This window comes from Streptomyces sp. SID13726, from assembly GCF_010548375.1.
GTDB lineage: Bacteria > Actinomycetota > Actinomycetes > Streptomycetales > Streptomycetaceae > Streptomyces.
Genome location: NZ_JAAGLY010000002.1, coordinates 759,338 through 782,010, shown reverse-complemented (window position 1 = coordinate 782,010; position 22,673 = coordinate 759,338). Strand labels below are relative to the sequence as shown.

Sequence of the window (22,673 nt, the reverse complement as noted above, 5' to 3'; positions counted from 1 at the left end):
GAGCGGTGGACGGGCCGCCCCGGGCGGGTGTCCTCCAGGAAGGCTCAAGTGCGCCTGTGCCACGGTGAATCCGCCTCGCGCGCCGTGAGCGGGCCCTCCGTCGCCCGAGGACGCCCCGACCGACCGCATGTACAGGCGACCGACAGGAGCCCCGCCCACCATGACCGTCCCGCTGTTGTGCTTCCCCTTCGCCGGAGCAGGCGCGAGCTTCTTCACCCCCTGGCAGCGCTACGACCTGAAGGCCACCCGGATCCACCCCGTCCAGCTCCCCGGCCGCGAAAGGCGCCTCGACGACCCGCCCTTCCCGGACGTCCGCACCGCGGTCGAGTCCCTCGCCGGAGAACTCCGCACTCAGAGTGACCTGTCGGCCGGACCCGTCGCCCTCTTCGGCCACAGCTTCGGGGCGGTCCTCGCCTACGAGATGGCCCGCCACCTGAGCGCCGAGGGCATCGCGGTGGCCCACCTCTTCGTCAGCGGCTCGGCGGGACCCACGACCAGGCGCGAGGTCGGCGCCACCGGGCTGCCCGACGACGAATTCCTCGCCCGCGTCAAGGAGTTCGCCGGATACGACCACCCCACCATGGCCGACCCGGAGCTGCTGGAGCTGCTGCTGCCGACGCTCCGCTGCGACGTGGAGATGCACGAGGCGTACGTCTCGGCCGCGACCGACCCGCTCGACGCACCGCTCACCTCCCTGCGCGGCCTGGAGGACGGACTGGTCTCGGCCGAGCAGGCCCAGCAGTGGGAGCAGGTCGCCGGGTCCGGGTTCCGGTTCGAGGAACTGCCCGGAGGACACATGTACTTGACCGAGTACCCGGGGCCGCTGCTCAAGCTCGTCGACGACGAACTCAAGGCCTGGGCATGAGCCTGCACGGCAGGACCGTCATCGTCACCGGCGCCGCCCGCGGCATCGGCCGCGCCTGCGCCGAACTCCTCGCCTGTGCCGGCGCCGACCTCGTGCTCGTCGACCTCGCCGACGATCTGCCCCTCGTGCCCTACTCCCTCGGCACCGAAGGGCAGTTGGCGCACACCGAGAAGCTGTGCCGCGCGCACGGCGCCACCGTCCTCTCCTGCCCGGCCGACGTCCGTGACCTCCGCGCGGTCGAGGCCGCGGTGGCCGCCGCCGTCCAGCGCTTCGGACGCGTGGACGCCGTGGTGAACAACGCCGGCATCGCCGCCCCCTCGGGCAAGGCCGTCCACGAGATCGGCGAGGACGAGTGGAGCGTCATGCTGGACGTCGACCTCTTCGGTGCCTGGCGCATGACACGGGCGGCCGGGGAAGTCATGGCACGGCAGCGCTCCGGCAGCATCGTCAACATCTCCTCCACCGCGGGCCTGGTCGGCTACCGCAACTTCGCCGCCTACGTCACCGCCAAGCACGGCCTGATCGGCCTGACCCGCGCCGCCGCCCTCGACTACGCGCCGCTCAAGGTCCGCGTGAACGCGGTCTGCCCGGGCTCGGTGCGCGACGACCCGGTGCTCGAGGGCCGCATGCTCTCCGAGATCGCCAAGTCCCTGGACGTGCCCGTCTCCGAGCACGAGGAGATCTTCGTCCAGGCCCAGCCGACGAACGAACTCGTCGAGGCGGGCGAAGTAGCCGAAGCCGTGCTGTGGCTGGTCGGCGACGGCTCGCGCGGGGTCACCGGCAGCGTGGTCACCGTGGACGGCGGCTTCACCGCCAAGTAGGCACGGCAGCGCCGCGCCCGCACCTCAGACAGGGAGCCCAGATGTCAGCGGTCCTGACCGCCTACGAGTCGTTCAACGCCCTTACGCCCACCGAGCGTTCGAGGCCGCTCGACCAGCACGCGATCGTTCTGGACAGCGGCACGCGCGTGGACCCGCGGATCCTCGCGGAGCGCCTGCGGGAGGTCGTCGCCGGGTGCCCCATGCCCGAAGAGGCGGTTCGGGAACCCCGGGCGGTCTGGCTGGAGCAGGTGCCGCACCCGTCGGACGACCTCCGCGCGGTCCGGCGCCTGCACCGCGAACTGCTGCGCCCGGTACCACGGTTCGGCCCGGCACCGGTCCGTGTCGTCGTCCTGCGCTGCGAGGACCGCGACCTGCTTGTCTTCAGCGCGTCCAGGCGGCACCTCGACCGGACGTCCCTGACGAAGGTCGCGGGGGCGGTGACGGGCGGTTCGGAGAATCCCGCGCGAGGGCTGTGGTGGGATCTTCCCGCCCCCGGAGACCGAGATGGAGAGGGAGGCGGAGGCGGTGTCTCGGGGGCGGCTGTCGGCGCGGGCCCTCGTGGGGCACACCGATTCACCGTTCCTCTCGTTCCCGCGGCCTCGGACACACCGGACCTCCGAGCCGCACAACTGGCCGCTGTCGCCTACACAGCGATGCGCTACCTGGACCGCGCCGAAGCGACCGTGGGCGTGGTACGCCGCCGCCACCGGAGCGACGCGATCCTCGGCGCGGCGGAGGACGCCGTACCCCTGACGCTGACGGAGACCGACACCACGGGCGAACTCCTGGCCCAGGCACGGTCCGCACTGGCCCCGGCACCGGACGAGGCGACAGGCGGCGGCCCGCCACGGATCACTGTGGCCTTCCACGAGGACGACCCCGGTCAGGAGTCGTACTTCCCCGGCACCTGGCCCGGCTCACCCCTCGTCGTCCACTGGTCCGGCGAAGGCCCCGAAGGCCCGGAAGCGGTTTGCCTCTTCGACGAGAGCCGCTACGGCAGGGACCTCATCGAACAGTTCTGCCGACACCTCGCCGCGATCGTCGCCCAACTCCTCGAACAGCCATCCACCACACCCACGGACCGGCTCCGGCTCCTGGACGACGGGGAAGAGACGTCACTCCGGGAGCTGTCGGACGGTGGCCGCCTCGACTCCCGACCCACCTCCATCCACAGCGACTTCGAGCAGATCGCCGCAGCCCAGCCGGACGCCGTCGCCGTCACCCACAAGCAAGCAACGCTCACCTACCGGCAGTTGGACACGCGGGCCAACCGCCTCGCCCACGCGCTCAGATCACTCGGCGTGGAGCACGGGGACCGCGTCGGGGTCTGCATGGAGCGCTCCACCGACCTGGTCGCCGTACTCCTGGCCGTGCTGAAGAGCGGAGCGGCGTACGTCCCCATGGACGTCGGCTATCCGGCGGAGCGGCTCGCCTACACGGTCAAGGACGCCGGGCTGCGGCTGGTGATCGGCCCCGAGGAAGCGCCTGATCCCGGCGATCCCACGGTCCGTACGGTGACCGTCGCCGAACTGACCCTGCGCGCCGAGCCGGAACCTGACACCCCGGTGACCGGCCCGGCCGACCCCGGGCAGCCCGCCTACGTCATCTACACCTCCGGAACGACCGGACACCCCAAGGGAGTTGTCGTCCCGCACCGGAACGTCACCGCGCTCGTCGAGGCCACCCGAACCGACTTCGGGCTCTCGGCCGGCGATGCGTGGTCGCAGTTCCACTCGGTGGCGTTCGACTTCTCCGTGTGGGAGATCTGGGGGTGTCTGCTCACCGGGGGGCGGCTGGTGATCGTGCCGTACTTCTCGGCCAGGTCACCGCACGCGTTCCTGGACCTGCTGGTCACGGAGCGGGTGACCGTCCTCAGCCAGACACCCTCGGCGTTCGGCGAACTCGCCCGGCTGTGCGGCTCCGGCACGGACACCGAGACGGCGGACGGCACGGTGTCGGTGCGGCTGCTCGTCTTCGGCGGCGAGGCGCTCGACCCCCGCGTCCTGAGGCCCTGCCTGGACGACGAGGGCTGGTCGCGTTGTCGCTTCGTCAACATGTTCGGCATCACCGAGACCACCGTCCACGTCACGGCCCAGACCGTCACCAGGACCGAGATCCTGCACGGCGACCGCTCGGTGGGCCGTCCGCTGCCGGGCTGGAGCATCACCATCCGGGACAGCCGGGGGCGGCTGCTGCCGCGCGGTGTGCGGGGTGAGATCCACGTCGGCGGGGCCGGGGTGGCGCTCGGCTACCTCGACCGCCCCGAACTCACCGGTCAGCGATTCCTGGACGATCCGGCCGGCGGCGGCCGCATGTACCGCAGCGGCGACGCAGGCAGGCTGCTGCCCGACGGCCGGGTCGAACACCTGGGACGGCTCGACAACCAGGTCAAGATCCGCGGCTACCGCATCGAGACCGACGAGGTGCGGGCCGTACTCCTGGAGGACCCGGCGGTGGCCGACGCTGCGGTGGTCCCGGGCCGGGACAACGTCGGCGGGCTCCGGCTCGACGCCTACCTGATGTTCCGAGACGGGACGGCGACGGCGTACGGCACGGCGAGCGCGTACGGCACGGCGGAGGTGCGGGAACGCGCTGCCAAGGTGCTGCCGCAGTACATGCTGCCCAGCACCTGGACGCCGATCTCCGAACTGCCCCGCACGATCAACGGCAAGCTGGACGTCGGCAGACTCCCCGCACCGCAACCAGCCGTGCCTGGCCGCCAGTTGTCCGCACCGGCGGAGACGGAGGAGCAGTCCGGGCTGCTCGCCCAGGTGTGCTCGATCTGGAGCGAGGTGTTCGGCTTCACCGTCGGACCCGACCACGACTTCTTCGGCATCGGCGGGAACTCCCTGCTCGCCACCCGCCTGTCCGCCGTCTTCCGGGAGAGGGGCCTGCCGCCCCTCCAGACCCGCGACATGTACCGCAACCCCACACCGAGAGCGATCACCGGCCTCCTTGAGCGGTGACCCGGCCGCACAAGAGGGGCGCGACCCGGGTCGCGCCCCTCAGCCGTTCCTGACGGATCATCAAGACAGCTTGATCGTGGGGTTGTAGAGGTCCATCCACACGGCCAGGTCGAGAACCCGCTCGAAAGCGTCACGCTCCTCGCGCCGCACAGCCTCCGGCTTCCCCCGCACGGCCGTCGCGAGCGCCGCCCGCTCGAAGAACTCCACCGCGCGGTGGTCGTCGGACAGCAGCTCGCCCACCTGGCGCTGCAACGCGCCGACGTAGCTCAGCTCCTGGGTCAACGGGTAGTGCCCCTTGGGCCGGTTCGCCACCGAGGCCGGCAGCAGATCGCGTACGGCGGCCCGCAGCAGGCTCTTCTCGCGGCCGTCGAACGTCTTCATCGACCAAGGGGTGTTGAACACGTACTGCACCAGCCGGTGGTCGCAGATCGGCACCCGCACCTCAAGACCGACCGCCATGCTCATCCGGTCCTTGCGGTCCAGCAGCGTGCCGAGCGCGCTGGTCACATGGACGTAGCACAGCTCCCGCATCCGGCGTTCGTGCGCGTCCTCGCAGGGCCGGGACGGCAGTCGGGCCACCGCGTCGGACCAGCGCTGCGCCAAGTAGCCCGGCAGATCCAGGGTGTTGAGGGTCAGCTCCTGCCGGTACAGCTCGGTCGGCACCAGCGGCGCGACCCACGGGAAGGTCGCGGAGCGCTGTATCTCGGGCTGGTGGAACCACGAGTAGCCGCCGAAGGTCTCGTCGGCGGACTCGCCGGACAGGGCCACCGTCGAGTGCTCGCGGATCGCCTTGAACAGCAGGTAGAGGGAGTTGTCGCCCTCGCCGAAACCGAACGGCAGATCACGGGCCCGGATGACGGCCCGACGCACCTCGGGGTCGGCCAACTTCCGGTGGTCGAGCCGGATGTCGCTGTGCAGCGTGCCGACGTGGTCCACGACCTCCCGCGCGAACGGCGCGTCCGGCGAACCGCGCAGCTCGTCCGCACGGAAGGCGTCCGGCTGCTCGAAGTCCACCGTGAACGTACGGACCTGCCTGCCCTCCTCGGCGAGCCTGCGGCCCGCCAGCGCCGTCAGCGCGCTGGAGTCCAGACCGCCGGAAAGCAGCAGACACAGCGGCACGTCCGCGACCAACTGCCGCTCGACACTGTCCTCCAGCAGCTCACGGACCCGGCGGACCGTGGTCTCCGTGTCGTCCTGGTGCTCGCCCACCTCCAGCCGCCAGTAGACCCGCTCGCGTGCGCCGGACCGGTCGACGATCAGCATCGTGCCCGGCCTGACCTCCCGCATGCCCCGCCACACGGCAACCCCGGGCTCCTTGACGAAGCCCATCATCTCCCGGAAGCCGTCCTGGTCGACGACGGCCTCCACGGCGGGGTGCGCGAGCAGCGCCTTGGCCTCCGAGCCGAACAGGACACCGTCCTCGGTCTCGTACACGTACAGCGGCTTGATGCCGAGCTGGTCGCGCAGCAGGACCAGCCGCTCCGTACGGCCGTCCCAGATGCCCAGCGCGAACATGCCGAGCAGATGGTCGGCGACCTCCTCGCCCCACTCCAGGTAGCCGCGCAGCACCACCTCGGTGTCACTGGAGGTACGGAACTCGTGGCCACGGCGCCGCAGTTCGTCGCGCAGCTCGCGGAAGTTGTACGCCTCCCCGCTGTACGTCAGCACCACCGGGCCGTCCGGGGTGTCCACCGTCATGGGCTGGACACCGCCCTCCAGGTCGATGACCGACAGCCTGCGATGCCCGAGCGCGGCGCGCGGCGACACCCAGGTGCCCCCGGCGTCCGGGCCGCGGCAGACCATGGTGTCCGTCATCGCGTCCAGGGTGGGGCGTTCCTGCTCCAGGTCGTGCCGGAAGGCGATCCAGCCGACGATCCCACACATGTGCGTCCTCTCCTGCCGATTGCTCGGTTGCTCGGATTGCTCCGATTGCTGGTCCGGTGCTGGTCCGGTGTCGATCCGCCGTGCGGGTGTCAGCGGTTGGCGGCCATGTGGGCGCGCAGTCCGTCGATGTGGGAGCGGGCCGTCGGCTCCAGGACCGCCCGCATCAGCAGGGGCTTGAAGTACGACCAGGGGCGGTGCAGTTCGGCCGCCCACTGCCAGGTCAGCCGCGAGCCGTCCGGGGTGGACTCGACGACGTAGTCCTCCACCAGGTGCCGGAACATCCGGACCGTGCTCTCCACACCGGTGAACGTCTTGCGGCGGCCCTCCTCCCAGTGGAAGAAGCGCTCACGCAGCACGAGCCCGCCGTTCAGCTCGACCTCCCGTGTCGTACCGGGACCGAACGGCCGGGGAGAGGTCCAGGTCAGCCGCTTCACCCCCTTCGTCCAGTGCGCCGGGCCACTGTCGTCGGTCAGGGCCGCCCAGGTCTCCTCGGCGGGGTAGGGGACGTCGACCGAGCGCGTCAGATACAGGGGCGCTCTGGTGAAGTAGGAGTCGTCGACCTCTTCGATCGGGTGGAAGCGGGGCATGGCGGGGGTCCTTCCGGAGCGGGGGCTTGCAAAGGGGAGCCGGCAAAGGGGAGCCGGGCCTAGGAGAGGTGGGCGCGTACCGCGTCGAGCGTGGTCCCGGCATGCTCGGTGATCATCGTGAAGTGGTCGCCGGGAACGTCCACTTCGGTGGGTGACGGGAGTGCGGGCCACCGCGCCTGCCAGTCGGAGTCCGGGAACCCGGGCTCCCGCAGCGGCTCGGTCGCCCGGATCTGGAGGACCGGGACATCGAGGTCGGCCGGGCGCCGGCCCGCGAAGATCAGGCCGTAGCCGCCCATCGCGGTCAGCGCGATGTCGTCCATGAGAGCGGCGGCGCCCTCACCGGGAGCCTCGGCCAGCGAACGCCCGATGTACTGCCCGACATACGGCAGTACGGGACTCCCCGGCGCGTAACTGTCTAGCAGGACCACGGCCGTTGGACGCCGGCGGCCCCGACGCACCAGCTCCTCGGCGACGACGTTCGCGAGCCAGCCGCCGGCCGAGTGTCCGAGGAGGGCGAAGGGAGCACTGTCGTCCGTGCACTGTTCGACGTCGTCGGCGTGCAGGCGGACCAGGGCGTCGAGGTCGGAGGGGATCGGCTCGCCCGCCACGAAGCCGGGGGCGGGCAGCACCCACAGATCCTGTCGGCCGCGGGCACCGGCCGCGAGGCGAGCGTACTGGTGGGCGCCGGACTTGCCCGCGAAGGAGGGGAAGCAGAGCAGCGCGGGGCCGCTGTCGCCGCGAGCCAGTCGCACGGGCGCGGGTCGTCGTACGGTCCCGGCCGCCACGTCCGCCGTACTGAACGTCTCCCGGAAGCGGGCGGCGCCCTCCAGGAACGTCAGGAAGTCGGCGAAGCGGCCGTCCTGCGCGGCTTGCGAGGCGAGGGCGGTGAGTGCGGTGAGGTCGGTGAGTGCTCCGGACGCCAAGGGAGCTGTGGGCTCGGGGGAGTTGGCGGGCGCATCGGCGCCGGGAGCGGGGGAGGAGTCCGCGGGGACCTGGTCCTCGTCGCCGGGCGGCGGCAGGAGCGAGGCGGCGGTCAGCATGGCGTGCAGGTGGGCGGCGAAGCCGTCGAGCGTGGGGTGCTCGAAGAGGGCCGTGGCGGGGAGTGGGGTGCCGGTGGCCGTCTGGAGGCGGACCCTGATCTCCGCGGCCATGACGGACTCGATGCCCAACTCCGGAAGACTGAAGGCGGCTTCGACCTCCGTGGTCTCGGTGTGTCCGAGGGCCGTGGCGACATGCCGGGCGATCAGGCCGCGCAGTACGGCTTCACGGGCGCGTGCGGTGAGCGGGTTGAGCTGTGCGTGGAGTCGGGCGGCGGGGGCCGTGGTCGGCTCTGCCTTCGGGGCAGCCGTGGACACGGCCCGGAGCGTGCCGTCCGGCCAGAAACGCCGGCGTTGGAACGCGTAGGTGGGGAGGTCGACATGGGCGCCCGCTGGTACGTCCAGGACGGCGGACCAGTCGATACGTACCCCGCGGACGTGCAGCCGGGCCAGCGCCTCCAATGCGCTCTGCGGTTCCGGCAGGCCGGGGTCGAGCAGGGGTACGGCCGCGATGTCCGGGCGGCCTGGACGTCCGGCCCCCGACTCCCGCGAGAGCGCCGTGAGTTCACCACCGGCGCCCGCTACGAGCACTGTCGTGACGTCGGCCTTCAGCAATGCGTTCACGATCTCGCGGGCGCCGGAGGGCTCGCGCAAGTGACTTGTCCAGTACTGGGGTTCGGCCGCAGGGTTCGAGAGGAGGGCGATCCGGGGCGGTTGGAAGGCGATCGCGCTCGCCAGCTCGCCGAACTCCGCCAAGGAACTGTCCGACAGGACCGACTCCTTGCCGGATGCTGAGCCCATCAGCCGGGCCCGCGCCACCACCAGCCGGCAGGCGTCCTCCGCCGACAGCACGCCCGCCGCGTACAGGGCCGTCAGCTCGCCGACCGCGTGGCCGCCCAGCACGTCCGGGACGACGTCCCACGACTGCAACAGCCAGAACGACGCGGCACCGACGGCGAACGACGCGGCCTGGGCGTACCCGGTCTCGTCCAGCAGAGCCGCCTGCGGGGTGCCGGGCTCGGCGAACAGCGCCTTGCGCAGCCGGGGCCGGTCCGGGTCGGCCTCGGGGTTCAGCTCGCGGTCCAGGGTGTCGCAGAGTTCGTCGAGCGCTCCCGCGAAAACCGGGTACCGCTCGTACAACTCCCGCCCAGTGCCATGGACTTGGTCCGCGTCGCCGGGGAAGAGGAGACCGAGGCGGCCGGGGACGGCCGTACCGCGCACGAGGCCCGGGGACGAGGCGCCGGACTCCAGGGCGGCGAGTCCCGCCCCGAGGGTCGCTTCGTCGGCACCGACGACCACAGCGCGATGCGGCAGGGCGGCACGGTTGAGGGCCAGGGTCCCGGCCACGGCCGGAAGGTCCGCGCCGGGCCGCTCGGCGAGATACCCGAGCAGCCGCTCGGCCTGGGCTCGCAGGGCCGCCGCGCTGTGCGCCGACAGCAGCCAGGGGAGGGGCGTCGGGGGCGCGGTAGTTCCGGGAGACGGGGCGGAGGGCGCCTCGGCCGGTTCCGACACGTCCTTCGAGGGGGCCTGCTCCGGTTCCGAGGGCGCCTGCTCCAGTTCCGAACGTTCCTGCTCCGGTTCCGAAGGCACCTGCTCCGCATTCCAGGGCGCCCGCTCCGGATCCGAAGGCGCCTGCTCCAGAATCACATGCGCGTTCGTCCCGCTGATCCCGAACGCCGACACCCCGGCCCGCCGTGGCCGCCCGGTCTCCGGCCACGGCACCGCCTCGGACAGCAGCTCCACCGCACCGGCCGACCAGTCGACGTGCGGGGTCGGTTCGGTGAGGTGCAGGGTGCGCGGCAGGACGCCGTGTCGCATCGCCTGCACCATCTTGATCACACCGGCCACACCGGCCGCCGCCGCCGTATGCCCGATGTTGGACTTCACCGAGCCCACCCACAGCGGCAGGCCGGAGGACCGGTCCTGGCCGTAGGTCTCCAGCAGGGCCTGGGCCTCGATCGGGTCGCCGAGCGTGGTGCCGGTGCCGTGGGCCTCGACAGCGTCGACGTCGGCGGCGGTGAGACGGGCGTTGGCCAGGGCCTGTCGTATGACCCGCTGCTGGGCGGGGCCGTTGGGGGCTGCGAGGCCGTTGCTGGCACCGTCCTGGTTGGTGGCGGTGCCGCGCAGGACGGCCAGCACCCGGTGTCCCTTGCGCCGGGCGTCCGACAGCCGCTCCAGCAGTACCAGACCGACGCCCTCGCCCCAGCTCGTACCGTCGGCGGCGGCCGAGAACGGCTTGCAGCGGCCGTCGGGGGACAGCCCGCCCGTCCGGCTGAACGAGATGAACGCGTCCGGCGTCGCCATCATGGTGACCCCGCCGGCCAGCGCCAGCTCGCACTCGCCCGCCCGCAGGGACTGCGCCGCCAGATGCAGCGCCACCAGCGACGACGAGCACGCGGTGTCCACGGTCACCGCCGGACCCTCAAGACCGAAGGTGTAGGAGAGCCGCCCGGACAGCACGCTCGCCGCGCTGCCCGTCATCAGGAAGACCTCGATGCCCTGCCGCGCGGACGTCCCGGCCACCAGTTGCGGATAGTCCTGCCCGGCAACGCCCGCGAAGACCCCCGTACGGCTGCCGCGCAGGCCCGTCGGGTCGATGCCGGCGTGCTCGAACAGCTGCCAGGAGGTCTCCAGGAGCAGCCGCTGATGCGGGTCCATGGCCAGGGCCTCGCGCGGGCTGATCCCGAAGAACGCCGCGTCGAAGCGGTCGGCGTCGCCGAGGAAGCCGCCCTCGCGCGTGTAGGTGTGGCCGACCCGCTCCGGGTCCGGGTCGTAGATCGCGTCCAGGTCCCAGCCGCGGTCCTCGGGGAAGAGGGAGATCGCGTCGGAGCCGTCGTCGACCAGCCGCCACAGGTCCTCGGGACCCCGCACGTCCCCGGGGTAGCGGCACGCCATCGCGACGATCGCGATCGGGTCGTCGTCCGGGACCGTGCCGGTGCCGGACACCGGGGCGCGGTCACGGGTGCCGGCCAGCCGGTCGAGCACATGCCCGGCCAGGGCCTGCGGGGTCGGGTAGTCGAAGACGACGGACGCGGACAGGCGGGCGCCGGTCGCGGCCCGCAGCCGGTTGCGCAGCTCCACGGCGGTCAGCGAGGCGAAGCCGAGGTCGTTGAAGGTCCCGGCGGGGCCGACGGGCGTGGGCCGGCCCAGTACGGCGGTGGCCTCGTCCACCACGAGGTCGAGCACCAGCTGCTGCCGCTCGCTCTCCGGCAACTCGGCCAGCCGGCGCGCCAGTTCGGTGCCTTCCGAGCCGCTGTCCCTGTCCGCGAACGCGGGCACTCCGCCCATGACGGGCCCGGGCACGGTGTCCGTGGGCCGGCGCTCCACCCAGTAGCGGGCCCGCTGGAAGGGATAGGCGGGCAGGTCCAGCACCCGGCCGGGCGGTGTCGTGAACCCGCTCCAGTCCACCGGCACCCCGTGACTGTGGACATGGGCCGCGGACGTGAGCAGGCGCGGCCAGCCGCCCTCGTCCCGGCGCAGGGTGCCGGTGACGAGGATGTCCCGCTCCGCCTCCTCGGCGATGGCTTCGAGCGCGAGGGTGAGCACGGGGTGCGGGCTGCACTCGACGAACGCGGAGTGCCCCTCGGTGAAGGCGGTGCGGACCGCGTCGGTCAGACGCACGGTCTGCCGGAGGTTCGTGTACCAGTACTCGGCGTCCAGCCGTGCGGTGTCGACGGGTTCACCGGTGACCGTCGAGTAGAAGGGGATCGTCGCGGTGCGCGGTGTGATGTCCGACAGCGCGCGCAGGACATCGTCCCTGACGGGTTCGACGTAGGGGGAGTGGGAGGCGTAGTCGGCGTCGATACGGCGGGCCCGGATCTCCAACTCCGCGCACCGGGCGACGAGTTCGTCGAGGTCGCCGGGCTCCCCGGCGACGACGGTGGCGCCGGGGCCGTTGACGACGGCCACGTGCATCCGGCCCTGCCACGGCTCGATCAGCTGCCGGGCCCGCTCCTCGGACACCGCCAGCGGCACCAGCCCGCCCCGCCCGGTGACCGCCAGCAGGGCCTGCGCGCGCAGGGCGACGACCTTCGCGCCGTCCTCCAGGCTGAGCGCGCCCGCGACCACGGCGGCGGCGATCTCCCCCTGGGAGTGGCCGATCACAGCGGCGGGCTCGATGCCCAGTGACCGCCACAGGGCGGCCAGGGAGACCATCACCGAGAACAGGGCGGGCTGCACGTCGACGGACCGCGTCAGCCGCTCCCCGCCGCACAGCAGCTCCGTCAGCGACCAGTCGACGTACGGGGCCAGCGCGGCCTCGCAGTCGGCGATCGACCGCGCGAACACGTCGGAGGTCTTGAGCAGTTCGGTGGCCATGCCGATCCACTGCGAGCCCTGGCCCGGGAAGACGAACACCGGCCGCTCGTACGCCCCCTGCCCCGTGACCACACCGGGAGCCGCGGTTCCGGCCGCCAACGCCCTCAGCCCGGCGAGGAGTTCGTCCCGGTCGGCGCCGAGGACCACCGCGCGGTGGTCGAGCGTGGCCCGCTGGGCGAGGAGGGCGTGCGCCACCTCCCGTACGCCTTCGAGTGGATGCTCGGGTGTGTCCGGGAGCGTGTCGACAAGCGCGGCCAGCCGCTCCGCCTGCGCCCGCAGCGCGGCACCGTCACGGGCCGAGAGGGCGAGCGGGACGACGGCTGCGAGGGGTGCGACGGAGGCGGCCACCGGCTCCGGTGTCTCGGCGGGCGCCTCCTCCAGCACCACGTGCGCGTTGGTGCCGCTGACACCGAAGGACGAGACCGCGGCACGCCGGGGCCGGCCGGTGGCGGGCCACTCCCGCCGCTCGGTGAGCAGTTCCACCCGGCCAGCCGACCAGTCGACGTGCGGGGTGGGCGCGTCGACATGGAGGGTCGCGGGCAGTACGCCGTGACGCATCGCCATGACCATCTTGATGATGCCGCCGACCCCCGCGGCGGCCTGCGTGTGCCCGATGTTGGATTTCAACGAGCCCAGCCACAAAGGCTGTTCACGCCCCTGACCGTACGTCGCGAGCAGCGCCTGCGCCTCGATGGGGTCGCCCAGCCGGGTGCCGGTGCCGTGCGCCTCCACCACATCGACGTCGGCGGGGGAGAGGTGGGCGTCCGCGAGGGCCTCGTGGATCACGCGCTGCTGGGAGGGCCCGCTGGGCGCGGTCAGTCCGTTGGACGCGCCGTCCTGGTTGACCGCGCTGCCCCGCACGACGGCCAGCACCCGGCGCCCGTGCCGGCGCGCGTCCGACAGCCGCTCCAGTACGAGGACCCCGGCGCCCTCGCTGAATCCCGTGCCGTCCGCGGCGGCGGCGAACGCCTTGCAGCGGCCGTCGGCGGCGACACCGCGCTGCCGTGCCGTCTCCGTGAACATGAACGGCGTCGCCATCACCGTCGCCCCGCCGGCCAGCGCCAGCTCGCTCTCCCCTCGCCGCAGCGACTGCACCGCCACGTGCAGGGCGGCAAGGGACGCCGAGCACGCCGTGTCGACGGTGAGCGCCGGACCTTCGAGGCCGAACACGTACGCCAGCCGGCCCGAGAGGATGCTCGCGGTGAGACCGCTGATCAGATAGCCCTCCAGGTGCTGCGGGTCGTGCCGCAGCAGGGTGCCGTAGTCCTGCTGGCCGGTGCCCATGAACACCCCCGTGCGGCTGCCCCGCAGCGTCGTCGGGTCGATCCCGGCGTGCTCGAACGCCTCCCAGGAGGTCTCCAGGAGCAGCCGCTGCTGCGGGTCCATGGCGAGGGCCTCCTGCGGCCCGATGCCGAAGAACCCGGCGTCGAACCGGTCGGCCCCCTCGACGAAACCGCCCTCGCGGGTGTTCGTCGTCCGCGGGGTGTCCGGGTCCGGGTCGTACAGCGACTCCACGTCCCAGCCGCGGTCGGTCGGGAACGGGGACGTCGTGTCCCGGCCCGCCACGACCAGGTCCCACAGCCCGTCCGCGGACTCCACGCCCCCCGGATACCGGCACGACATGCCGACGACGGCGATCGGCTCGCCCTCGGCGGACTCCAGCTCGGTCAGCCGCTCCCGGGTCTGCCGGAGGTCGGCCGTGACCTTCTTCAGGAAGTACCGGAGTTTGTCCTCGGTGGTCTCGCTGGTCGCCACGGTGGTGCTCCCCTCTCTGTTCCGCACGGGTCAGGAGATCCCGAGTTCGTTGGTGATGAAGTCGAAGACCTCGTCGTCGTCGGCCGACTCCAGGTCCGCATCCGCCACCTTTGGCGGTGTCTTGGACGATGCCGTCGCCGTCAGGCAAAGACCCCAGTCGGCGACGAGCGCCCGCAGCCGCGCGGCGACCCGGTCGCGGTCGGGGTGATCGGCTGCGACACCGGCCAACGCCCGCCCCAGCCGGTCGAGTTCGGCGAGTACGGGCTCCGCCGAGGGCGCGTCGCCCCGGGGCAGTACGCCGTCCACGTAGCCGGTGAGCGCCTGGGCCGTCGGATGGTCGAAGACGAGGGTCGCGGGCAGCCGTAGCCCGGTGACGGCGGCCAGCCGGTTGCGCAGCTCCACGGCCGTCAGAGAGTCGAGCCCCAGGTCGTTGAAGGTGCGCCGCGGAGACACCGCGGAGGCGTCGGCGTGCCCGAGCACCTCGGCGACCGTACGGCGCACCAGGTCCAGCACGATCCGCTCCCGCTCCTCCCCGTCGACCCCGGTGAGCCGCCGCCGCAGCACACCCGAGGCGTCCTCCGGTGCCGGCGCCCCGGCCGCCGCGGTCCGGGCCGGCGGCCGCACCAGCCCGCGCAGCAGTACGGGCACGGCGTCGCCGGCACCGCGCAGCGCGGCCGTGTCGAGGCGCACCGGCACCAGCGTGCGGGGCGCCCCGGGCACCGCAAGGGCGGTGTCGAACAGGGCGAGTCCGTCCTCGGGGGACAGCGACAGGACGCCGGAGCGCCGGAAGCGGCGAAGAGCGGTGTCGTCCAGGCGCGCCGCCATCCCCGCGTCCCACGCGCCCCAGGCCAGCGAGAGCGCCGGGAGCCCCAGGGCCGCGCGGTGCTGGGCGAAGGCGTCGAGAAACGCGTTGGCCGCCGCGTAGGCACTCTGGCCCGCGGCCCCGAGCGTGGCCGTGGTGGAGGAGAACAGCACGAAGAGCGGCGACGCCGCCTCCCGGGTCAGCTCGTGCAGATGCCAGGCGGCGTCCAGCTTCGGCCGCAGGACCGCGTCCACGGTCTCGGGAGTCGCCGAGTCCAGCACACCGTCGTCGACGACACCCGCCGCGTGGATCACCGCCGTCAGCGGATGCGCGGCCGGAATCCGGTCCAGCACGGCAGACAGGGCGTCGCGGTCGGCGGCATCACACGCCTCTACGACCACGTCGGCGCCCAACATGCCCAGCGCGTCCGTCAGTTCCCGGGCCCCGGGTGCCTGTGCCCCGCCCCGGCTGAGCAACACCAGCCTGCGCACGCCGTGTTCGGTCACCAGATGCCGGGCGATCAGACTGCCGAGGGCGCCGGTGCCGCCCGTGACCAGGACCGTACCGTCGGGGCCGAGACCCGGGACCGGTGCCGGTTCGCCCGAGGGGATCGCCGGCGAGCGCAGCAGTCGGGGTGCCAGCAAAGCCCCTTCACGGAATGCGAGCTGAGGTTCGTCGCTGCCCATGGCCGTGTGCCACCGGCCCGTCGCCTCGTCCACGTCGAGGAGCACGAACCGGTCGGGATGCTCCGCCTGTGCGGCCCGCACGAGCCCCCACACCGGTGCCTGTTCAAGTCCCCGTACGGCGTCCGAGGCGGCCGCGGCCACCGCGTCCCGGGTGACCACGAACAGCCTTGTGCCGGTGAGCCGTTCGTCGGCGGCCCAGGCCACGAGCACGGACCGCACCGCCTGTTGGACGGCACGTGCCGCCGTCGGGAGGTCCGCGCCGGCGGGCACCGCAGCCGCGCAGTCCCAGAGCACCGCGTCGGGAACAGGTCGTCCGTTCGCCACGGCGTCCCCCAGCGCGGCCGGGTCGGTGAACGTCTCGACGGCCAGACCTTCCGGCAGCGCGCCGGCGCCCAGGGCGACGACATCCCGGACCGCCCGCGCGGCTGAGGCCGGCGGCTGCCACCCGACCTGGAAGAGGCTGTCCGTGTCCCGGTGCCGTGCGGCGGCCCGCAGATGCTCGGTGGTGACCGGCCGGAACCGCAGCGACTCCACCGAGGCCACCGGAGCCCCGTCCACGTCCGTCACCAGCACGGACATCGTGTCCTCGCCGAGCGAGGTGACCCGGACCCGCAACGAGTCGGCACCGGAGCGGTGCAGCCGCACACCCTGCCAGGCGAACGGCAGCGCCACCCGCACGCCGGTGTCGCCCAGGCTGGTGTGCAGCGCGGCGTCCAGAAGCGCGGGATGGACGCCGTAACGGGCCGCCTCCGCACGGAACGGCTCGGGCAGCTCGACCTCGGCGAAGACGTCTCCGCCCGAACTCCACATCGCGCGCAGGCCCTTGAACGACGGACCGTACGGGTAGCCGTCGAGCGCGATGGCGTCGTAGAAGCCGCTGAGGTCCACCGGCTCGGCCCCGGCGGGCGGCCACACACCCGCCAGTCCAAGGCCCTCGGAGGCGTCGGCGGCCGACAGCACACCGCCCGCATGGTGGGTCCAGAAGCGTGCGGCGGCCTCGTCCTCGGACTGTGCCGCGGACGCCGGGCGGGAGGCCACGGTGAAGCGCCTGCGGCCGCCGTCGTCCGGGCCGACGGTGAGCTGGATGTGCACGGTGTCGTCCTCACCGAGGACCAGCGGATGCTCCTGGACCAGCTCCTCCACCGTCCCGCAGCCCGTCAACCGGCCCGCGTGCAAGGCCAGATCGAGATACGCGGTGCCCGGGACCACGATCGAACCCAGCAGCACATGGTCGCCGAGCCAGCCCGGCGCGCGGGACGACAGCCGGCCGGTGAGGACCAGCCCGTCACCGTCCACCGGAGTGAGCACGGCACCGAGCAGCGGATGCCCGGCGGGTGCCAGCCCGAGATCACCCGGCTCCGTCGGCGCGTCCTCGCCGCCGTCCAGCCAGTAGCGCTCGCCCTGGAAGGCGTACGTCGGCAGCTCGAACGGCAGCGCTCCTCCGGCACCGGAGGCCGTCAGCAGGGCCCGCCAGTCCACGGCGGCGCCCCGGACGTGCGCCTCGGCCACCGCCCCGAGGACAGTGCGGACCTCGGGGCGGTCACGGCGCAGCAGCGGCACCGCGAGCACGTCCGCGTGCCCCTCCTCGGGCAGTACGGCGGCGGAGGTGTCCCGGGTCATCGCGGACAGCACCCCGTCCGGCCCCAACTCCAGGAAGGTGCGCACTCCCTGGCCCAGCAGCGTGCGCACACCGTCGTGGAAACGCACCGCCTCACGGACGTGCCGCACCCAGTGGTCGGCGGAGCGGAGCTCGGCCGAAGTGGCCGTACGGCCGGTGACGTTGGAGACGACCGGGATCCGCGGCTCACGCAGGTCCAGCGACGCCACGACCTTGCGGAAGTCCTCCAGCATGCCGTCCATGCGCGGTGAGTGGAACGCGTGGCTCACGGACAGCTCCTTCGTCCGCCGCCCGCGGTCCCGAAGTGCGGCGGCCACCGCCCGCACCACGTCCTCGTCACCCGAAACGACCACGGAGGCCGGTCCGTTGACGGCGGCGATCCCGGCAAGGTCCGCCCGGCCCGTGTGGTCCGCGCGCTGTGCGAGCAGTTCGGCGACCTCCTCCTCGGTCGCCTCGACGGCCGCCATCAGCCCGCCGGCCGGCAGCTCCTGCATGAGCCGTCCGCGCGCCGCCACCGCCGTGACCGCGTCGTCGAGCGAGAAGACCCCCGCGACATGCGCGGCGGACAGCTCGCCGATGGAGTGACCCAGCAGATGACCGGGCCGCAGCCCCCAGGACTCGACCAGCCGGTACAGGCTCACCTCAAGGGCGAACAGCGCGGCCTGCGTCCACTGCGTACGGTCCAGCAGCTCCGCCTGCCGCGAGCCCTGGTCGGCGAACAGCACCTCCCGCAGCCGTAGATCCGCCCGCTCCTCGAACAGCGCGCAGATCCGGTCCAGGGATTCGGCGAACACCGGCTGGGCGGCGTACAACTCCCTTCCCATGGCGGCTCGTTGCGCGCCCTGCCCGGTGAACAGGAACGCGGTGCCGCTGCCCGCCGCCTTTCGGCCGGTGACGACCTGACCCGACGACCTGGCCGTTCCGCGACGCAACTCCTCCAGCCCCGCGACCAGTTCCTCGCGGCCGGTGCCGAGGATCACGGCACGGTGCTCCAAGCTGGCCCGCTCCACCGCCAACGGGAGGGCGAGCGCGGCCGGTTCGAGGTCCGGGTGCGCCACGACCGCCGCGTGCAGCCGTTCGGCCTGGGCGCACAGCGCCTGAGGGGTGGCGGCGGACAACTGCCAGGGCACGAGCGCCGGTTGACCGGTCCTGGCCTCCGGGCCCGTGCCACCGCGCGCGTCGGACTCCTCGGCCTGCTCCAGGATGACATGCGCGTTGGTGCCGCTGATCCCGAACGACGACACCGCCGCACGCCGGAGCCGGTCGGTGGACGGCCATGGGCGGCGCTCACCGAGCGGTCGTACGGCGCCCTCCGACCAGTCGACGTGCGGGGTCGGTTCGTCCAGGTGCAGGGTCGCCGGCAGCACCCCGTGCCGCAGCGCGAGCACCGCCTTGATGACCCCGGTGACACCGGCCGCGTGGGTGGTGTGACCGATGTTGGACTTCACCGAGCCCAGCCACAGTGGTTCCGTACGGTTCTTCCCGTACGTCGCCAGCAGCGCCTGTGCCTCGATCGGATCGCCCAGCTTGGTGCCGGTGCCGTGCGCCTCCACCGCGTCGACCTCGGCCGGGGTGAGGCGGGCGTCGGCCAACGCCGCCCGGATCAGGCGCTGTTGGGCGAGGCCGCTGGGCACGGTCAGACCGGCGGAGGCGCCGTCCTGGTTGACGGCGCTGCCGCGGACGACGGCCAGCACCCGGTGCCCGTGCCGCCGGGCGTCCGACAGCCGCTCCACTACGAGCATGCCGACACCCTCGCCCCACGCGGTGCCGTCCGCAGCGGCGGCGAACGGCTTGCAACGGCCGTCCGGCGCGAGCCCGCGCTGCCTGCTGAACTCCACGAACATGAAGGGGCGGGCCATCACGGACGCCCCTCCCACCAGGGCCAGTTCGCACTCGCCGTCCCGCAGCGACCGCACCGCCAGGTGCAGCGCGACCAGCGACGCCGAGCACGCCGTCTCGACGGTGATCGCCGGGCCTTCGAGGCCGAACGTGTACGCCAGCCGGCCCGACGCCACGCTGAGCGCGGTGCCGGTCAGCACATAGCCCTCGCCGCCCTCCGACGAGGTCGGCACACCGGGGCCGCCGTAACCGTGCGGGGCCGCGCCGACGAACACTCCCGTACGGCTGCCGCGCAGTGACGTCGGGTCGATGCCGGAGCGCTCGACGGCCTCCCACGAGGTCTCCAGGAGCAGCCGCTGCTGCGGGTCCATGATGAGCGCCTCACGCGGGCTGACCCCGAAGAACCCGGCGTCGAACCGGTCGGCGTCCCGCAGGAACCCGCCGTGCCGCACATAGCTGTGGCCCGGCCGGTCGGGGTCCGGGTCGTACAGCCCCGCGTCCCAGCCGCGATCGGCCGGGAACGGCGTGATCGCGTCCCGCCCCTCGTTCAGCAGCTCCCAGAACTCCTCGGGCGTGCGGACGTCCCCCGGGTAGCGGCAGCCCAACCCGACGATGGCGACCGGTTCGTGCCGGGCCTCCTCCAGCCGGCGGTTCCGCTGCTGGAGGCGCTTGTTCTCCCGCAGGGAGCGGCGCAGCGCCTCCACCATCCGCTCGGTCCGGTCACCGCCGGGAGCGCCCGTCCCGGCGCCCTCCTCGGCCCGAGTGCCGGGCAGGTCGTGCGTCACAGGGATTCCTTTCCGCCGCGAGGGAGGTGTTGCCGTCCGGGCCACGCGAGTGCGCTGCCTGTGAGACCGGTGGTGTGGAGTTCGCCGGACCAGCGGTTCACCAGGTCCCGCAGCCGACGGGCGACCGTCTGCCGGGTCTCGGCGTCCGCGCTCTCGGCGAAGGAGGTCAAGAACGCCTCCAGACGGGCGACTTCGGCCAGGGCGAGGGTGGGGCAGCCGAGGTGCGGAGTGGTCACCGGTGTCGCCGGGGCGTCCGCGGTGTTCCTGTCCGGCGAGTCTTCGGTGCCGGATCGGTGCGGGTCGGTCACGAGACCGTCCGACCCCGCCGACCCGAGTGCTCGTTCTCCGTCCTCCCGCCCGTACCTGCGCCGCTGGAAGGCGTACGTCGGCAGGTCGGCCGGGGGACGGTCCGCGAGGATCGGATCGCGGAAGGCGGCCGGCCAGGTCACGGTCGTGTCGGACACATGCAGCCGGGCCAGCTCACGCAACAACCGGTCCGCACCGCTCGCCCCGCCCACCGGCGAGCCGACGACCCGCGCGGTGTGCCCCTCCAGGGCCGCCGTGAGCCGGGGGGCTACGGCGGAGGGGGCGCCGACCTCGACGTACAGCGTGTGACTGTGGGCGCTCAAGGTGCGGACGGTGTCTTCGAGCGGGGATGAGGAGGTGAGGGACAGGGAAATACGGTCGCCGTCGGGCGGCGTGCCCGTGCCGCGCCCGCTCGACCCACCGTCCCCGCTCGACCCACCGTCCCCGCCGTCAAGCGCCGACGACAGCGAACCACCCCGCGCCACCACGAGAGCCCCCTCCGCCAAGGACAGCGCACCGGACACACAGGCGGCCGCGATCTCGCCGACGCCCTCGCCGATCACCGCCGCGGGGCGTATGCCGTACTCCAGCCACACCCCGGCGAGCGCCACCAGCACCGCCCACCGCGCGGTCGGTCGGGCTCCGGGGAACGCGCCGCCGCGCAGGGCGTGGTCGCCGGCCGCCGCGAGTGCTCGCTGGCACTCCGCGAGGCGGCGGGAGAACACTGGTGAGGTGAGGACGAGTCGGGCCGCCCAGCCGATGTCCCGGGCCAGACCTCGGTCGGAGAGGACCAGTACGGTACGGCGGTCGGTGGTGACCCGGCCGTGGAACACCGCGGGGGACGGGCGCCCCGCCGCGAGGGCCGCCAGTCCGACGAGCAGTTCGGCGCGGTCGTTGCCGAGGACCACTGCCCGGTGCTCGAACACCGACCGGCCTCGGGCCAGCCCGGCGCCGACCTCGGCTCGCGTCAGCTCGGGACGCTCCACCACATGGGCGGCCAGCCGCTCGGCCTGCGCCCGCAGTGCGTCGGCGCCGCGCCCGGACAGCACCCACGGCACCCCGGTGGGCCACGTCCGTATCTGGTCCGTTTCCGCGGGCGGCCCCGAGTCGGCGTGCCGTTCCGGCTGTTCGAGGATCACATGCGCATGGATGCCACCGACGTCGAACGCCGAGACACCGGCCCGGCGCGGACGTCCCGTGCCCGGCCAGTCGCAGGACTCGGTGAGCAACTGGATCTGTCCGGCAGCCCAGTTGACGTGCGGGATCGGCACGCCGACAGGCACGGTGCCCGGCAGTACGCCGTGCTCCATGGCCTTGACGGTCTTGATCACACCGGTCACACCTGCGGCGGCCTGGGCGTGCCCGAGGTTGGACCTGGACGCCCCGAGGAGCAAGGGCCGTTGGCGCTCCCGGCCGTACGCGGCAAGCAGCGCCTGCGCCTCGACGGAGTCACCGAGCCGGGTACCGGCACCATGTGCCTCCACCGCGTCGACATCGGAGGGGGCCAACCCGGCCGAGTCCAGGGCTTGTTGGATCACCCGACTCTGTACGGATCCCCCCGGCGCGACCGGCCCGCTCTCCGCTCCGTCCTCACCGACCGCAGTACCCCGCACGACGGCGAGGACCCGTCGACCACCCCGGCGCGCGTCAGACAGCCGCTCCAGCAACAGCATCCCCACGCCCTCGCCGAGCGAGGTGCCGTCCGCGGCGGCGGCGAACGCCCTGGCCCGGGCGTCCCCGGCCAAGCCGCACCCGCGCGCCAACCGCGACACGCTTCCCGGCGACGACAGCACGGCCGCCCCGCCCACCAGGGTCAGCTCGCACTCGCCCGCCCGCAGCGCCCGCACGGCCTCGTGCAGGGCCACGAGCGAGGACGATGAGCCGGTGCCGACGTCGAGGACCGGGCCGGCGAGACCGAGCACGGCCGCGACCCGGCCGGACGTATCGCTGTCCGTGAGGTGACTCCCGGACTCCATCTCGACGCCCACGAACACGCCGGTACGGCGTTCGCGCAGCGACCCGGGAGCGATCCCGGCCCGCTCGACGGCCTCCCAGGAGGTCTCCAACAGCAGCCGCAGCCGCGGATCGGCCGCACGTGCCTCCCGGTCGGTCATGCCGAAGAAGTCCGCGTCGAACCCGGCCGGATCGTCCGGGAAGCCGCTCTCCCGGACGGCCCCGGGGAGCGCGCCCACGGAGCCGTCCCACCCTCGGTCGGTCGGCAGCGGTCCGATGACATCCCGGGCCTCCGCCACCACCCGCCACAGGTCCTCCGGCGACTCGACCCCGCCGGGAAGACGGCAGGCCATCCCGACGACCGCAACCGGCTCACCGGCTGTTCCGTACCTCGCACCGCTCGTCATGGTGGCGTGGCCCTTCCGTGCGCGGGGGAGTGTTTCGGTGGCGCG

General features: G+C 73.1%; 8 protein-coding genes. 3 read left to right on the top strand and 5 right to left on the bottom strand.

Translation table 11 applies throughout. The features are described from left to right. Nucleotides 1-160 precede the first annotated feature (160 nt). The 3 genes from G3I78_RS07305 to G3I78_RS07295 are packed head-to-tail and all read left to right on the top strand — an operon-like array spanning nucleotide 161 to nucleotide 4,652. Nucleotides 161-865 carry an alpha/beta fold hydrolase gene (locus G3I78_RS07305; RefSeq protein WP_164421961.1) on the top strand — a complete coding sequence of 235 codons (705 nt, stop codon included), beginning with the start codon at nucleotides 161-163 and terminating at the stop codon, nucleotides 863-865. Then, entirely contained in the window at nucleotides 862-1,686 is an 825-nt protein-coding gene (locus G3I78_RS07300) for an SDR family oxidoreductase (protein ID WP_164421960.1), read from the top strand. Before G3I78_RS07305 ends, G3I78_RS07300 begins: the two co-directional genes overlap by 4 nt. 41 nt (nucleotides 1,687-1,727) lie before the next feature. Next, nucleotides 1,728-4,652 carry a non-ribosomal peptide synthetase gene (locus G3I78_RS07295; protein ID WP_164421959.1) on the top strand — a complete coding sequence of 975 codons (2,925 nt, stop codon included), beginning with the start codon at nucleotides 1,728-1,730 and terminating at the stop codon, nucleotides 4,650-4,652. Nucleotides 4,653-4,712: 60 nt separating this feature from the next. Here the strand turns inward: G3I78_RS07295 and asnB are convergent, their stop codons facing one another. From asnB to G3I78_RS07270, 5 genes are all read right to left on the bottom strand, one after another. After that, nucleotides 4,713-6,536, bottom strand: a complete 1,824-nt coding sequence (gene asnB, locus G3I78_RS07290; protein WP_164421958.1) for an asparagine synthase (glutamine-hydrolyzing) — start codon at nucleotides 6,534-6,536, stop codon at nucleotides 4,713-4,715. Between the two features lie 89 nt (nucleotides 6,537-6,625). Beyond that, nucleotides 6,626-7,123 (bottom strand): SRPBCC family protein, encoded by a 498-nt coding sequence (locus tag G3I78_RS07285; protein ID WP_164421957.1) that lies wholly within the window; start codon nucleotides 7,121-7,123, stop codon nucleotides 6,626-6,628. 59 nt (nucleotides 7,124-7,182) lie between these two features. Then, on the bottom strand, nucleotides 7,183-14,232 hold the full coding sequence (locus G3I78_RS07280) for a type I polyketide synthase (RefSeq protein WP_164421956.1): 7,050 nt from the start codon (nucleotides 14,230-14,232) through the stop codon (nucleotides 7,183-7,185). A 30-nt stretch (nucleotides 14,233-14,262) separates the two neighbouring features. Next, nucleotides 14,263-19,962, bottom strand: a complete 5,700-nt coding sequence (locus G3I78_RS07275) for an SDR family NAD(P)-dependent oxidoreductase (RefSeq protein ID WP_343243666.1) — start codon at nucleotides 19,960-19,962, stop codon at nucleotides 14,263-14,265. Beyond that, complete coding sequence (locus G3I78_RS07270; RefSeq protein ID WP_275424788.1) at nucleotides 19,959-22,628, bottom strand: type I polyketide synthase; 2,670 nt, start codon at nucleotides 22,626-22,628, stop codon at nucleotides 19,959-19,961. Before G3I78_RS07270 ends, G3I78_RS07275 begins: the two co-directional genes overlap by 4 nt. Nucleotides 22,629-22,673 lie beyond the last annotated feature (45 nt).

Excerpts from the sequence above, each read along its gene's own strand:
- G3I78_RS07300 (WP_164421960.1), top strand. The coding sequence starts at position 862 with ATGAGCCTGCACGGCAGGACCGTCATCGTCACCGGCGCCGCCCGCGGC.
- asnB (WP_164421958.1), bottom strand. The coding sequence starts at position 6,536 with ATGTGTGGGATCGTCGGCTGGATCGCCTTCCGGCACGACCTGGAGCAG.
- G3I78_RS07305 (WP_164421961.1), top strand. The coding sequence starts at position 161 with ATGACCGTCCCGCTGTTGTGCTTCCCCTTCGCCGGAGCAGGCGCGAGC.
- G3I78_RS07270 (WP_275424788.1), bottom strand. The coding sequence starts at position 22,628 with ATGACGAGCGGTGCGAGGTACGGAACAGCCGGTGAGCCGGTTGCGGTC.
- G3I78_RS07295 (WP_164421959.1), top strand. The coding sequence starts at position 1,728 with ATGTCAGCGGTCCTGACCGCCTACGAGTCGTTCAACGCCCTTACGCCC.
- G3I78_RS07285 (WP_164421957.1), bottom strand. The coding sequence starts at position 7,123 with ATGCCCCGCTTCCACCCGATCGAAGAGGTCGACGACTCCTACTTCACC.